Raw genomic sequence first — 13843 nt, 5'->3', positions numbered from 1 at the left:
TCATGAGCACGATCACCGCACCACTGCTGCCTGTCGGCGGGAGCTCCACTCCCGGTTTACTGCCTTCCCCTCAGCCTTCTCCGCAGCCAGTGGACAATCGGTTTGCAAGCTCGCGCCGCAAGCACGCGGCTATCGCGGTTCTATCCGCATTCACGGCGATGCTGCTGTTTGCAGGACTAGCGTTCCACGGGTATGTCGCCTGGGTCATCGCCCATCCTTATGTCTCGCCGCTTACATCCAATCCTATGCTGGCCAAAGGGCTGGAATATACCGATGTTGCCTTTCCGAGCAAGAGCGGGAAAACAACCGTTCACGGCTGGTATATACCCGCATATGAAATGAATGGCCCCAAGCCTTTACGCTCGGCCGCCGCTACAGCCGATATGAAGAATACGCAGCACGCGGCCGCTACAGCCGCACTTTCCCAAGCGCCGTCCAAGCGCACGGTTGTCTTCAGCCACGGATATGGCGCCAATCGCGAAGAAACATGGGTCCCAATGTATGAGCTTGCCGGACTGCTGAACCGTCTTCATTATAACGTCCTCATGTTCGATTATGGATATGCGTCGAAGGCAGATCCTTCGCCGGCCACCGGGGGGCTTGAAGAATCGAAGCAGCTGCTCGCAGCTGTCGATTATGCCAGCTCGCAAGGAGCGGAAGAGCTTATTGTATGGGGCTTCTCGATGGGTGCCGGCACAGCGCTGCAAGCCGCGCTGCAAACCGACCAAATCGATGCGATGATTCTCGATAGCTTGTTCCTGCCAAGTCCCGAATCGCTATACAGCAACATTCGTCAAGTTGTAGACCTGCCGCGGTACCCTTCGCTGCCGTTGATCGAATGGATGCTTCCTTTCTGGACGGGTACGACATTCAATCACATTCCTGCCCAGCAGGTGCTGGAGACCGCCTATTCCATTCCAACGTTCATTATACACGGGACGGAAGATGCCAAGGCTCCCGTCGATACCGCCAAGCATATCGCATCCGGGCAATTCAACCCGCTCTCGCGGGAATGGATCGTCCAGGGCGGCAAGCACGAGCTGCTGTTCCAAGCCCATCCGAAGGAATATATCCAGCGTGCGGCCCTTTTTCTTAGTCAAGTGAACGCCTCGCGAAAGTCGGACGTCTAACCGGCTGATTGCACGACATAGCGCCCAAGCTGCCCGAATAGATCTAATAGAGGATGCTCTTCGGCAAACGTTTATAGGTATGAAGCCGTCCGGACTCCGGGCGGCTTTTTGGCATGTATGCAAGCTGCCAGTCCGCCGAGGCTCCGACCGTTGATTTATGGAAAGGAGGCTTACTACGACTTGTTACTCGTATACGGGTCCTACATGCCGATCAGAATCTTGGAGGAAATTCGTTTCTGGAAGATGCAGGAGAAGGAGCATACCGTCGTCATTCGGCAGATCGTCCCCAATCTGGAGCTGCCCTATGCGGCCATGCTGCAAGCTTGGGAGCCCGTCTTCGCTCGAACGGAACAGATGGCCGATCAACTGATCCAGAAGGCGCTGCCCCATCCTGCGGCGCTGCCGCCGGGTTTCCAGGCTCAGACCGACGCCCTGCTGCAAGCGGCCGCGAAGCAGTCCCGAACGTTCGCAGAGCAGCTTACAGCGCTTCTCACGGTCAGCCCTGCCGTGGCCGGCAGTCCGATAGGGGTTACGGTCGTCAAGCATATTATCCGGGAGTCCGAATACTTTCTTAACGCACTTGCCACTTTGCTTGAGCCAAGACCTCAGGAGCATGAAAATGAAAATGATGCCGCATCAGTCGATGCGCAGCAGTCAGACGAGACGGAGGAAGCAGGATTCCGCCGGGGGATAGCGGAAGAGGATGAAGGCAGCAGCAGAAGCGATGACAGCGGTCGCGCTCCGGTCCAGTCCGTGCCTATTGGCGGCCATACCCTGCCGCCGCTTCCGTATTCTTATGATGCGCTTGAGCCATATATCGACACGATGACGATGCGGATTCATCACGACAAGCATCATCAGAGTTATGTCGATGGTCTGAACAAGGCCGAGAAGGAGCTTGAGAAAGCGCGAAAGACGGGTAACTTCGATCTGGTAAAGCATTGGGAACGGGAACTGGCCTTCAACGGTGCCGGCCATTACTTGCATACGTTATTCTGGAATGTCATGTCGCCTAAGGGCGGAGGAGCTGCAGTCGGACCGTTGGCCCAGCAAATTCAGAAGGATTTCGGAAGCTACGAAGCGTTCAAGAAGCAATTCAGTCAAGCGGCGGAGAAGGTCGAAGGCGGCGGCTGGGCCATCCTCGTCTGGAGCCCGCGGAGCCGCCGGCTGGAAATATTGACGGCCGAGAAGCATCAGAATTTATCGCAATGGGACGTTGTTCCGATACTTCCTCTAGATGTGTGGGAGCATGCTTACTACTTGAAGCACCAGAATAAGCGACCCGAATATATTACCAATTGGTGGAATGTAGTCAACTGGCCTTATGCGAATGAGCGCTTCCAGGAAGCAAGCAAGCTGGTCTGGGCGCCATATTAAATCCATAAAAAAGCATTTAAAAATTGCATAAATTTAACCTCATACACGATTTCCAGTCCAAATTTTAAATGCTATACATCTCAAGATAGATTACAGGCTAAAATTGCAAAATAACAACTTAGTTTCGGAAACTGTTCATTGTATGAAAGACTCTATTGAAACCCTTATTTCACAATGATTAATCCAGCAATAAACCCTGATATGAACATAAAGTTTTTTCACATTTTAAATCACATTAATAAGTCAGCGGCATTAACTAAACCGGGCGTGCGACATGCATTTCAAGCTTATCGATTCTTCACCATATTAACCTACACATGCACATAAGCACAGCCTGCTTGGGGGAGGTCGCCTTGGTTATCCGTTGAAAGCGGCCGGGTAAGGAAACGAACACAAGAGACGCAAAAAGACCGCCGCTCCGTATTTGAGGAACAGCGGTCTTATCGTTATCTCTACTGCTTCAACAGGGCGAGGAACTCCGAACGGAGCGCCGCGCTCTTGCGGAACTCGCCGCGAACGGCCGATGTCACGGTCTTGCTACCCGGCTTCTTCACACCGCGGGCGCACATGCAGAGATGCTCGCCTTCAACGACAACCATCACGCCATGCGGAACCAGCACTTCGTCCAGAATATCCGCGATTTGCGACGTTATGCGCTCCTGTACCTGCAGCCGGCGCGTGATCGCTTCAACCAGACGCGCCAGCTTGCTCAAGCCGGCGATTTTCCCGCTCGGAATATAACCGATATGCGCTCTGCCGAAGAATGGCGCCATATGATGCTCGCACTGGCTGTAATATACGATATCCTTCACGATGACAAGCTCTTCATGCTGTTCATCGAAGGTTACGCCCAGCACATCGCGCGGATCAACGTCGTAGCCGGCGAAGATCTCTTCATACATCCGGGTTACGCGTGCCGGCGTTTCCAGCAGGCCTTCCCGTCCGGCGTCTTCCCCGATCAGCCTTAAGATCTCTTTTACGTGATGCTCGATTTGTTCGCGATTATCCGAAACGATTGAATTGACGTAATCTTTCTTGCCCGCCATTCCCTTCGCCCCCTTCTCTACGTACCAGCACGCACGCGAAAGTTACTTGCGTCCGCCTGGCCTGTTATTTTTCATCATATGCTGCGCTTTTTGCAGCTGCTGTTTATTCATATTGTAGCCCATTTGCTTTGCCATTTTTTGCAGCATATCCGGATCACTCTGCATCCGTTCCAACTGTTTGCGCAAATAGAAAACGCCGATGAAGAAGCCGCCGACGCCCCCCAAGATAAGCGTAACAATCGAAAGGATAACTGCCCACGTAACACTCATTTACCGATCACCATACCTTACTGTAATTGTTCAAACATGCACCTTATCATAGCATGTCCATGGCCCGCGTCGCAATCGGTTCCATACACTTTAAAACCCTGTTCTTGAGTCTCCAAAATACATTGATTCAGTACCTCCAAGCTACCCAAGGCCCGGAAGTTTCCCTTCCGATCAGCTCCAGGCCTTCGGATAGATCCAGCCTTCTTATGCTTGTCAGCTGCCAGCTTAAGCCTGAGGCTTCGCTTTCTTGCCGAGGACCGCCTCGGAATGAAGGGCCTTCTCGATCGCTTCCAGGACACGTGCATCCTCTTCACGCCCGGCTGCGTCCTTCAATACGGCCGCTGCCTCTTCTCCTCCGATGCGGCCAAGCGACCATGCGGCGGTCGCACGCAGCTCGAAGCGAGGATCCTTCTTCAAGACTTCCGTTAAGGCAGGAATACCACTCGGGTCCTTAAAGTTGCCCAGCCCGATGACAGCATTGCGTTGGATTGGCTTTCTCCCGCGCCAAGCCGACGAGCTGTCCCCGTACATTTCCTTGAACGAGCGATTGCCCATGGAAAGCAGCGGAATCAGCAGCGGCTTCACCTTCTCCGGATCCGGCTGCAGCTCCGGTTGATGCGTCCAGTTCTTCCCTTTATTCTCCGGGCACACCACCTGACAGGTGTCGCAGCCGTATAACCGGTTGCCGATCTTGCGCATCATCTCATCGGAGACAGTACCCTTCGTCTGGGTGATGAATGAAATACACCGCTGTGCATCGAGCTGCCCAGGGCCGACCAAGGCCCCTGTCGGGCAAGCATCGATACACGCGGTGCAGTCGCCGCAGCCTTCCGTTACCGGCTTATCCGGCGGCAGCGGAAGGTTCGTTATCATCTCGCCGAGGTACACCCAAGATCCCCACTCCGGCGTAATAATCGAACAATTTTTGGCGCTCCAGCCGATCCCCGCGCGCTCCGCCACCGCACGGTCTACGAGAGCGCCGGTATCCACCATGCTCTCGGCACGAAAGTCCGGGACGCGCTCGCGCAGCCACTCCTCCAGACGTGTGAGCCGGTTGCGCAGTACCGCATGGTAATCCTTTCCCCACGCAGAACGCGACAGAATCCCCCGTCTCTCCCCGGATATGGATTTCGGCGCATCCTGCAGCTTGGATGGATAGGCAATCGCAATCGCAATGATGGATTGCGGATTATCGAACAGCAGTGAAGGCTCCGTCCGCTTATCGAGATCCGGCTCCTCGAAGCCGGATTCATGCCCAAGCTCGCGGTGACGCACCAGCCGCTGCTTCATTGCTGTGAAAGGATCCGCAGAAGCAACGCCGATCTTATCGATACCGAGACTTTCCGCAGCAGCTTTCATCTCCGCTTTCAGTTTCTCCCAAGCTCGTCCGTTGTCCATGCGCGCACCCTCCTTAACGTTTTGTCACGAACTTACAGCGTCTTGATCGCTTCGCGCGCAAGCTCGTCGCAGCGGTTGTTCCATTCATTATCGCTATGGCCCTTTACCTTGACGTAGTCCACTTTATGCTTTTGCATAAGTGCCCAGAGCGCCTGCCATAAGTCTTGATTCTCCACAGGCTGGCCTTTGCTGTTCTTCCATCCGTTGCGCAGCCAGCCGCGAATCCAGTTTTGCTGAAAGCAGTTGACGACATAGGCGGAATCGCTATGAACCGTTGCTTTGCATGGTTCCTTCAGCAGCTGCAGCGCTTCGATCACGGCCCTGATTTCCATCCGGTTATTCGTCGTTGCCGCATCTGCGCCGGATATTTCTTTCTTATGTCCACCGTAGAACAGTACCGCTCCGTAACCGCCCGGTCCCGGATTGCCTGAGCATGCTCCGTCTGTATAGATCACAACTTCCTTCAAGCTTCAAAACCTCCACCCGCTAGATTGCATTCAGTTTGGCGATAGGCCATAAGATGAAATCGGCCCGTCCGCGTATCAAATCCTCCGACACGGCGCCGAATGACCGGCTGTCGAGGCTGGCCCGGGCATGCCGGTTGTCGCCCATGACGAAATACATCCCTTCATCGACCTTGTAGGGTCCGAAGTCCAGATCTTCGATCTCCGTATCCGTATACGGCTCAACGATCAGCTCGCCGTTGCGGTACAGCTGGCCTTCGCGAATTTCAATCGTATCGCCAGGTACGCCAATCACTCGCTTGACCAAATATTCCTTCTTCTCCAGCCGATTCGTAGGATCCTTTAGAATGACAACCTCCCCGCGATCCGGTCCGCCGATCAAATACGAAAATTTATTAACGAACAGCCACTCGCCCTCATAAAGCGTCGGCTCCATCGATTGCCCTTCTACCGTCGACAAATTGAATACGAAGAAATGAAGCAGCAGCACCACCGTGAGCGCAATCGAGAGGGTCCTTACCCAATCCCACAGCTCAGAGGCCCATCTCGCAGCCGGCCGTCTTTGCTTGTCCGGCTTATCGGGGATTGGCGCTTCGGGCTTAGGCGCTCCCCCTGAACGCCTGCGAGGTCCCATTGAAGCATGTTCAGCATCTTGCAGTGAATCCGATAACTTGGTCATAAGAGTTCACATCCCGCTCATATGTTTGTGCCATGCCTCGTAATAATATGCGACCGCTTCCTGTTCGAAAGGTGACTGCTTGCGCTCGATCCGCGCCAACAACGAGTCTAATCCTTCTTTCACCTTCTGCTGTACGTCAGCGGAGTAATGATATAAGGCTTTATGATGTTCATACTCCTCCTGATCGACGACATGGGCCTTTCCTCCGTAAGGCAGGATCACATCCAAATCGTAATCGATGTAAGTCAGTATATCTTCCCCGAAGAAGAGCGGAGAAGCCACATTGCAATAATAGCGCGTTCCGTGATCCTCCATGAGACCCACAATATTATACCATTGACCCGGAATGAAGAATGAAACTGCAGGAACGCGGCTGATCCACTGCTTCCCGTCCGATTCCTGAATCGGGGTTTGCTCGTTGATGAGGACACGCATGGATTGGGCGGCGTGCTCCGGCAGGAGCAGCTCGTCCGGCACCAGCCAGTTCTCAAGCCACATCCGGTGCAAATGGCCATCATGCTTGAAGCTTTTTATAACACAAGGACGAAAATCTTCCATACGCAAGCCGTGCTCCCACTGAAGATTATGACTCATACTAATAAGAAAAGCACATCCGTCCGCCAAAATCAATGGCGACCCGGACATGCTTCATAAAAAAACGCGCTATGGATCTCTTAGCCGGCGACGATACTAAGCTTCTGAAACGACCGAAAAAAGTCGTTCGCCGCATAACCAAGCGATTCATAAAGGGAGAGAATCGGCTCATTATGCTCGTCTGCCGTAATCATAATTTTCGAAACCTTCCGCTGCTCAAACCGCTGCTTCAGCGAACGGATCAACGCTTTGCCGATACCCTGCCGTTGATAGCCAGGATGAACCGCCACACGATAGTAATAGCCTTTGTTGTCATCGATCGTACCGATAATCATCCCGACGATCTCATCTTTAGCCACTGCGACCAATACTAGCTCACTGTCCCAAGACAGTTGGCGGGCAAAGGCCTCCATTGTCTGCTCATAGCACTCTTCTGATAAAACAGTTTCTAAAAGTTGCGTTACAGGCCGGTAGTCGGACAGCTGGAAGGAACGAACGTGCATGATTCAAACCCCTCAATCGCAGTATCATATTTTTTAGATAAACCTAATAATACGACAAATTGAATCGAATTCCTTCTAAAATCTTAAAAAAACCTTAAAAAATTCGAATAATCGCTAGAATGCTTCTGAAAACGCTTTATTATAAACGCTTTCATGTCGAATCCTGCATCCAATGGTTTCTTTCCCCATGGGTTAGCCAGGCACAGCGCCCTAAAATTGCACCTTTCCTTCGCTCTTCGTACATTCATCGATATTCCGCTGCTATTATTCTATAAGATCTATGAGGGATAATAAACCTGTCTTCTCTCCTATTCTATTCCGCTTAAAAGAAAAAAGCACAGCCTCGTGCGCTGTGCTTCCTGCTCTACAATAAATTAACGCTGCGCTGTGGCGATAGCGATTGCCCGGTCGGAATGATCTTTCGATCGCTGTACCTTATTATTAGGAACGTAAACTGCGCTCGCTATCATACAAATCCGAATTTGCCGAGTTATACTGACGGAACGTATCATATGCGTATCGATCCCGCCGGCTGTCTGCGTCGACCATGACGAGAATACGGCCGTTTCTCACATATTCATCGTACCGCTCGGCCTCATCCTGCGGGATGCCCATGCCGATAAGTCCGCCGACCAATCCTCCCGTCCACGCGCCTACAGCAGCTCCGGTGATCGTTGCAGCGATCGGCCCTGCAGCGAGGATCGGTCCGATACCCGGTATCGCCAGTGCGCCAATGCCAGCAAGCAGTCCCGTTACTCCGCCTAGAACGCCCCCGGTAGTCAATCCGGCCGCCAAACCCTCGGCCGTTTTTGTCTCCGTCGTCTCCGTCACCTCTTCAGCCTCATCCTTGTCTTTGGCTATGACGGATATCTCATCTGATAGATAGCCCTGCCGCTTTAAACCTTCTATAGCGTCAATTGCACCCTGGTACGTATCAAATACGCCTACGATTTTTTGTATTTCGCTCATGATCATTACCTCCTTGGTTTATCTTCATCACAGTCCTCTCAAGTGCGATTCCCTTATTGTAAGGCCCGCCCTGAAGAATTCTGCGCTATGCGTCCGACGTTTCGGGGGAACGTTCACGCTCAGCCCGATAAAGAACAAGCACAGCACAGCTTCAGACATGATGCTCCATTGAGAGGTCAAGCTTGCTATCCTTTACCACAGGTTCCGAACCCTGAATCGTCGGTGCGCAGGCGAATGCATAGATGATTAGACAAGCCGTCGAACGTTTAATAATATAGAAACATCACATATGAATAAAAGGACAGATGTGCGGATAATCTAGTTCGGTAGCCGGGACCGCTTCGACTTTCCAAACATTAATGTTGATTTATTATCAAAAAACAGAGATAATGGTATTGAATCTTACATATCACTTAGGAGGTTGTTAATGATGGCACATCAATTACCAGCTTTGCCTTATCCAAACAATGCGCTTGAGCCGCATATCGATGCAACAACGATGGAAATTCACCACGACCGTCACCATAATACGTACGTAACGAACCTGAATGCTGCACTGGAGTCCGCTCCTGAGCTGCAAGACAAGTCGATCGAAGCGTTGATCGCGGATCTGAATAGCGTTCCTGAAGCAATCCGTACAGCCGTTCGCAACAATGGCGGCGGCCACGCGAACCACAGCCTGTTCTGGGAAACAATCGGCCCGAACGCAGGCGGCGCACCTTCCGGCGCACTTGCTGCGGCAATCGACAGCGAGCTTGGCGGCTTCGAGCAGTTCAAAGCCGATTTCGCTAAAGCGGCTACGACTCGTTTCGGCAGCGGCTGGGCGTTCCTTGCGCTGAACAACGGCAAACTGAAGGTATACAGCCTGCCTAACCAAGACAACCCGATCATGGAAGGCGACACGCCTCTGCTTGGTCTGGACGTATGGGAGCATGCTTACTACCTGAAATATCAAAACAAACGTCCTGACTACATTGCAGCATTCTGGAATGTTGTAAACTGGGACGAAGTTGGCAAGCGTTACGATGCGGCGAAGTAATTGCTGCTAGAAGACAGGCCCAGGTCGATATCGACCTGGGCCTGTTTTGTTATATGGCATGAGCGTTCAATTTCATCGTAATAACCACGCAATCCGCAATACATCCATAAGACATCAACCTCCTGACCAAATAAAGCGAAATCTAAGTCAATAAGCGGAATAAGGGAGTCGCCACCGGGTCCTATTCGATTTTCAACCCAAAAAAGCGCTCCTCTCAGCCGGATCGCCGGCTTCGAAGAGCGCTTCTTAACCTATTCTTTACTTAATGAATCGATCGTAAACTGTACGCCTTTATTGCCGGCGCCAATTCTTCCTCTTACCGCTTATAGACAAGCGGGTTGAGCGGACTGACGGCAACGTCGCCCCCCTTGCAGCCTGGAAGCCAGCCGGCGAGGTCATTGCGCCTTGCATTGCTGTCCGGTTCGGCGACCCGTGTTCCATCCGCATAATAAATGATCGTCATCACTTTGCGGGCAAGATCCGTCGGATTGCCCGGAGCGCTATGAAGCGTCCAGCCGGCATGGAACGTGGCGTCTCCGGCGGCCATAGCGCCGTAATTCACCTGCGGAATGTTCTTTCCTTGGATATATTCTCCCAACGTTCTATGAGATTCGTCGGAGATTTCAACTTTACTGATAAAGCCCTTATGATAGGAGCCGGAGGCGAACGTCATCGTTCCCACTTCTTCAGGAACCGGAACGAGCGGCATCCACATCGTAATCGTCTTATTGCCCTCGAGCGGCCAGTAGATTTGGTCCTGATGCCACGGCGTATGTCCGCCGCCCGGTTCTTTAAACAACGCCTGATCGTGATAAATCCGTACGCCGTCCACGCCCATCAGATCTGCAGCAATATTGGCGAACCGCTTCGCCAATACGTACCGCGCCACCTGCTCGCTCATCTTCCACAGATTGCCGACCTGAATGAAGGCTTTACCGTACGTATCCCGTTCCGATATCGGCTTGTCATGGTAGTTCTTTTGCATGACTAGGTCGCTGATAATCGGTCCGTATTGATCGACCTCATCCTGCGACATCACATTACGCAGGAAGATGTGGCCATCCTTCTGGTAGCTATCGATCTGCTCAGGGGTCAGCTTATATTCGTTTTCCATCAATGGCAACGATTCCAAATTAACGCTCATTCGAATTTCCTCCTTAATCGGCTGGATCAGACAAATTTGTTGAATTCATCTGACAAAATCCGCCTCTAGTCCATCATCATGAAACATGATATAGCTAGTATACTCGCTAAATAGACCTTCTGCCTTTGTCTAAACTTATTTGTAAATTTGTCAAAAACAACTGCCAATTTATAATGACCTCTGCTTTCCGCGAGCGGGTATGGATGTAAGTAACATTAAGAAAGCGGCACCGCTTCCCTGCGGCAGATGGCCGATTCCGTTCGTTAAAGGGACGTCACGATTTGAACATGGGCGGCGGCATGACGCGGTTTGCGTTGACGCTTCCAAAAATTGCGGTTGAGTATCAATGAAAATTGATGATCATGGTTATGTTTGTTTTGATGGCCGCGTGGCAGTTACAGCCTCGTGAAGAAGGATTGCCGGCGAAAAATTCGCTATACACCGGATAGGCATATGCCGCATAAACTGGATCGAGACGCTTACCCATCTGCTACGATAAAGGAGATTGTGCGCATGTGGTTTGATCCATACAATGCCGGCATTCCGGGAGGCTATGCCGGAACACCGACAGCAAGAGCTGGTGGCGATTGCGGCTGCGGCGGACCTCGCGGCATGATGCCGGGGCCGGGGCCGATGCCGGGGCCGGGGCCGATGCCAGGACCGGGGCCGATGCCGGGACCGGGGCCGATGCCGGGACCGGGGCCAATGCCGGGACCGGGGCCGATGCCGGGACCGGGGCCAATGCCGGGACCGGGGCCATTCCCGCCGGGGCCAGGACCGTTCCCGCCGGGGCCAGGACCGTTCCCGCCGGGGCCAGGACCGTTTCCGCCGGGGCCAGGACCGTTTCCGCCGGGGCCAGGACCGTTTCCGCCGGGGCCAGGACCGTTTCCGCCGGGGCCAGGGCCGTTTCCACCGTTCCCGTTCCCGCCGTTCCCACCATTCCCATTCCCGCCATTCCCGTTCCCGCCATTCCCTGGACCGGGGCCGTTCCCTGGTTTCATTACAATCGTCATAAACGGCGGTCCATTCTTTCCGTGGGTGACCAACACGTACACGACTAGATTTTTCCCCGGCATCACGATCTACCAGGCGCTTGCCTCTACAGGCGTCGTTCGCTTTGGACCAAGCGGTCAGATCGTAGCCGTAAACGGTGTGGTTATCGCCGGAAGCGTCAGTTACATCCTGAGGCTCAACGGCAGGCCAATTCCGGCTTCCTTGCTTAACTTCCCGCTTCAGCCCGGCGATGCCGTGTCATTGCAATTGACGGTTTCCGCCGTTCCGCGGGAAGATCAGGATCAGGGGCAGGCGTTTCTGTTGGCTGAAGGTCAGGAAACCTACGAAATGCAGCCCTTTGCCAATGACAATAACGGGCAAGATGAGGAGCAAGCCGAAGAGCAGCGCGAAGACCAGACGCAAGATTAACACGATGAATCATTAAAGGCATTGCACAAATAAGGTCCGGCAGCAGAACTAGCGCTTCTGCTGCCGGACCTTATGCGTTATAAAATGATTTATTATAGCATGCCTGCTTGTTCTTTAATCGCCTTCAGCCGTTTCATGACGTCATTGGCGCCCCGTCCGAAATAATCATGCAGCGCATTGTATTCCGCGTACAATTTATTGTACACGGCAACATTGGCAGGAATCGGTTTGAACGTCTCTTCCTGAACGCGGGCCATCCGCTGCGCAGCCTCGACAATAGTATCATATCCTCCGGCGGATGCCCCGGCAGCGACAGCCCCAAACATAGCAGCCCCTAGCGCAGGCGTCTGCTTGGACGCTGCAATCTTAATCTCGCGATTGGTCACATCCGCGTAAATTTGCATCAGAAGACGATTCTTCTGCGGCAATCCGCCGCAGGCGTACAGCTCCTCGACAGCAACGCCGCTGCCGTGGAAGGCCTCGATGATCTTCCGCGTTCCGAATGCGGTCGCTTCCAGCAGCGCACGGTACATCTCATGGGGCTTCGTCAGGAGCGTAAGACCGACGAACAGACCGGTCAGATCGGTATCCACCAGCACGGAACGATTCCCGTTCCACCAATCAAGCGCGAGAACGCCGGATTCGCCCGGCTTCAGCTCGGCAGCATACTTCTCCAGCCACTCATGCACACTCACGCCTTCTTGCTTGGCCGCTTCCGCAGCGTAGGCCGGTACAGACTCGTCCACAAACCAGGCAAAAATATCTCCGACAGCGGACTGGCCCGCTTCATAACCGAAATACCCCGGAACGATGCCATCCTCCACCACGCCGCACATGCCCTCGACTGTTTTCTCCTCGCTGCTCAGCAGCAGATGACAAATCGACGTTCCCATCGCCATGACCAGCTTGCCCGGCGTAACGACGCCGACCGCCGGAACGGCTGCGTGCGCGTCTACATTGCCTACGGCGATTGCGGTTCCTGCCTTCAATCCCATACGCTCGGCCATTGCGGCCGTCAGCCCGCCCGCTTTGGTGCCCAGCGGCAGCACGTCGCCGCGCAGCTTCGTTTCCGTCAGCTGCTCAAGACGCGGGTCCAGTTCCTTGAAGAAATCCGCGCTCGGATATCCCTCCTGCTTATGCCAGATGGACTTATAACCGGCTGTGCAGCTGTTGCGTACGATGTTTCCCGTCATTTGGCCGATAACCCAATCAGCCGCTTCGACGAATTTATCCGCAGCCGTATAGATCTCCGGCGCTTCGTTCAGGATTTGCCATGCCTTGGCGATCATCCATTCCGAGGAGATTTTGCCGCCGTACCGAACTAGAAATTGCTCGCCCCGCCGGGCGGCGATTTCGTTGATCAGGTTTGCCTCGTCCTGAGCGGCATGGTGCTTCCACAGCTTCACCCAACTATGCGGATTATCCGAGAAGGCTTGATCCCAGCAAAGGGGCCGCCCGGCTTCGTCGACCGGCAGCATCGTGCATGCCGTGAAATCAATCCCCAGACCAATCACCTCATCCGGCTGAATGCCGGCCGCTTTCATGACAGCTGGCACAGACGTCTCCAGAACCTCGATATAGTCGGTCGGGTGCTGCAAAGCCCAGTCGAGCTCCAGTTTGTATCCGCTTACAGGAAGCTTCTCATCCATTACGCCATGGCGATATGGGGTCACATGCTCTGCGATCTCCGCGCCATCCGACAGTCTGACAAGCACCGCGCGCCCCGATTCCGTTCCATAATCGACACCGATTGCAAACTTGCTGCTCATCCGCTTCTTCCCCCTAATAGTTTTTATGACCGAAACCTA

General features: G+C 53.5%; 14 protein-coding genes. 4 read left to right on the top strand and 10 right to left on the bottom strand.

The features are described from left to right. Positions 1–2 precede the first annotated feature (2 nt). The gene (locus tag L1F29_RS03195) at positions 3–1130 is read left to right on the top strand and encodes an alpha/beta hydrolase (RefSeq protein ID WP_258386957.1); all 1128 of its coding nucleotides are present in this window, start codon (positions 3–5) and stop codon (positions 1128–1130) included. A 180-nt stretch (positions 1131–1310) separates the two neighbouring features. After that, positions 1311–2507: a Fe-Mn family superoxide dismutase gene (locus L1F29_RS03190; protein WP_258386956.1), complete on the top strand. Its 1197-nt coding sequence runs from the start codon at positions 1311–1313 to the stop codon at positions 2505–2507. Between the two features lie 452 nt (positions 2508–2959). Here the strand turns inward: L1F29_RS03190 and folE are convergent, their stop codons facing one another. The 8 genes from folE to L1F29_RS03150 form a co-directional block, all read right to left on the bottom strand. Next, complete coding sequence (gene folE / locus L1F29_RS03185) at positions 2960–3553, bottom strand: GTP cyclohydrolase I FolE (protein WP_258386955.1); 594 nt, start codon at positions 3551–3553, stop codon at positions 2960–2962. Positions 3554–3595: 42 nt separating this feature from the next. Continuing rightward, a complete protein-coding gene (locus tag L1F29_RS03180; protein ID WP_258386954.1) occupies positions 3596–3823 on the bottom strand; it encodes a YneF family protein in 228 nt (75 codons plus the stop codon). A gap of 225 nt (positions 3824–4048) precedes the next feature. After that, positions 4049–5221 (bottom strand): tRNA epoxyqueuosine(34) reductase QueG, encoded by a 1173-nt coding sequence (gene queG, locus L1F29_RS03175; RefSeq protein ID WP_258386953.1) that lies wholly within the window; start codon positions 5219–5221, stop codon positions 4049–4051. A 32-nt stretch (positions 5222–5253) separates the two neighbouring features. After that, on the bottom strand, positions 5254–5688 hold the full coding sequence (gene rnhA / locus L1F29_RS03170) for a ribonuclease HI (RefSeq protein ID WP_258386952.1): 435 nt from the start codon (positions 5686–5688) through the stop codon (positions 5254–5256). A 19-nt stretch (positions 5689–5707) separates the two neighbouring features. Continuing rightward, positions 5708–6364 (bottom strand): signal peptidase I, encoded by a 657-nt coding sequence (lepB, locus tag L1F29_RS03165; protein ID WP_258386951.1) that lies wholly within the window; start codon positions 6362–6364, stop codon positions 5708–5710. 6 nt (positions 6365–6370) lie between these two features. Next, positions 6371–6922, bottom strand: a complete 552-nt coding sequence (locus L1F29_RS03160; RefSeq protein WP_258386950.1) for a DUF402 domain-containing protein — start codon at positions 6920–6922, stop codon at positions 6371–6373. 116 nt (positions 6923–7038) lie between these two features. After that, entirely contained in the window at positions 7039–7461 is a 423-nt protein-coding gene (locus L1F29_RS03155) for a GNAT family N-acetyltransferase (protein WP_258386949.1), read from the bottom strand. A gap of 441 nt (positions 7462–7902) precedes the next feature. Beyond that, complete coding sequence (locus L1F29_RS03150) at positions 7903–8430, bottom strand: general stress protein (protein ID WP_258386948.1); 528 nt, start codon at positions 8428–8430, stop codon at positions 7903–7905. Positions 8431–8860: 430 nt separating this feature from the next. On the opposite strand from L1F29_RS03150, the gene L1F29_RS03145 reads away from it, so the two are divergent. Beyond that, the gene (locus tag L1F29_RS03145; RefSeq protein WP_258386947.1) at positions 8861–9469 is read left to right on the top strand and encodes a superoxide dismutase; all 609 of its coding nucleotides are present in this window, start codon (positions 8861–8863) and stop codon (positions 9467–9469) included. 316 nt (positions 9470–9785) lie between these two features. Here L1F29_RS03145 and L1F29_RS03140 read toward each other — a convergent pair whose 3' ends face one another. Further along, a complete protein-coding gene (locus tag L1F29_RS03140) occupies positions 9786–10613 on the bottom strand; it encodes a phytanoyl-CoA dioxygenase family protein (RefSeq protein WP_258386946.1) in 828 nt (275 codons plus the stop codon). A 513-nt stretch (positions 10614–11126) separates the two neighbouring features. On the opposite strand from L1F29_RS03140, the gene L1F29_RS03135 reads away from it, so the two are divergent. Beyond that, positions 11127–12035: a hypothetical protein gene (locus tag L1F29_RS03135; RefSeq protein ID WP_258386945.1), complete on the top strand. Its 909-nt coding sequence runs from the start codon at positions 11127–11129 to the stop codon at positions 12033–12035. A 92-nt stretch (positions 12036–12127) separates the two neighbouring features. Here the strand turns inward: L1F29_RS03135 and L1F29_RS03130 are convergent, their stop codons facing one another. After that, complete coding sequence (locus L1F29_RS03130) at positions 12128–13804, bottom strand: ribulokinase (protein ID WP_258386944.1); 1677 nt, start codon at positions 13802–13804, stop codon at positions 12128–12130. Positions 13805–13843 lie beyond the last annotated feature (39 nt).

This window comes from Paenibacillus spongiae (assembly GCF_024734895.1).
Classification (GTDB): Bacteria; Bacillota; Bacilli; order Paenibacillales; family Paenibacillaceae; genus Paenibacillus_Z; species Paenibacillus_Z spongiae.
The sequence above is the reverse complement of the archived record's forward strand: the minus strand, read 5'-3'. Positions and strand labels throughout refer to the sequence as shown.

Excerpts from the sequence above, each read along its gene's own strand:
- L1F29_RS03195 (WP_258386957.1), top strand. The coding sequence starts at position 3 with ATGAGCACGATCACCGCACCACTGCTGCCTGTCGGCGGGAGCTCCACT.
- folE (WP_258386955.1), bottom strand. The coding sequence starts at position 3,553 with ATGGCGGGCAAGAAAGATTACGTCAATTCAATCGTTTCGGATAATCGC.
- L1F29_RS03180 (WP_258386954.1), bottom strand. The coding sequence starts at position 3,823 with ATGAGTGTTACGTGGGCAGTTATCCTTTCGATTGTTACGCTTATCTTG.
- queG (WP_258386953.1), bottom strand. The coding sequence starts at position 5,221 with ATGGACAACGGACGAGCTTGGGAGAAACTGAAAGCGGAGATGAAAGCT.
- lepB (WP_258386951.1), bottom strand. The coding sequence starts at position 6,364 with ATGACCAAGTTATCGGATTCACTGCAAGATGCTGAACATGCTTCAATG.
- L1F29_RS03160 (WP_258386950.1), bottom strand. The coding sequence starts at position 6,922 with ATGGAAGATTTTCGTCCTTGTGTTATAAAAAGCTTCAAGCATGATGGC.
- L1F29_RS03155 (WP_258386949.1), bottom strand. The coding sequence starts at position 7,461 with ATGCACGTTCGTTCCTTCCAGCTGTCCGACTACCGGCCTGTAACGCAA.
- L1F29_RS03150 (WP_258386948.1), bottom strand. The coding sequence starts at position 8,430 with ATGAGCGAAATACAAAAAATCGTAGGCGTATTTGATACGTACCAGGGT.
- L1F29_RS03145 (WP_258386947.1), top strand. The coding sequence starts at position 8,861 with ATGGCACATCAATTACCAGCTTTGCCTTATCCAAACAATGCGCTTGAG.
- L1F29_RS03140 (WP_258386946.1), bottom strand. The coding sequence starts at position 10,613 with ATGAGCGTTAATTTGGAATCGTTGCCATTGATGGAAAACGAATATAAG.
- L1F29_RS03135 (WP_258386945.1), top strand. The coding sequence starts at position 11,127 with ATGTGGTTTGATCCATACAATGCCGGCATTCCGGGAGGCTATGCCGGA.
- L1F29_RS03130 (WP_258386944.1), bottom strand. The coding sequence starts at position 13,804 with ATGAGCAGCAAGTTTGCAATCGGTGTCGATTATGGAACGGAATCGGGG.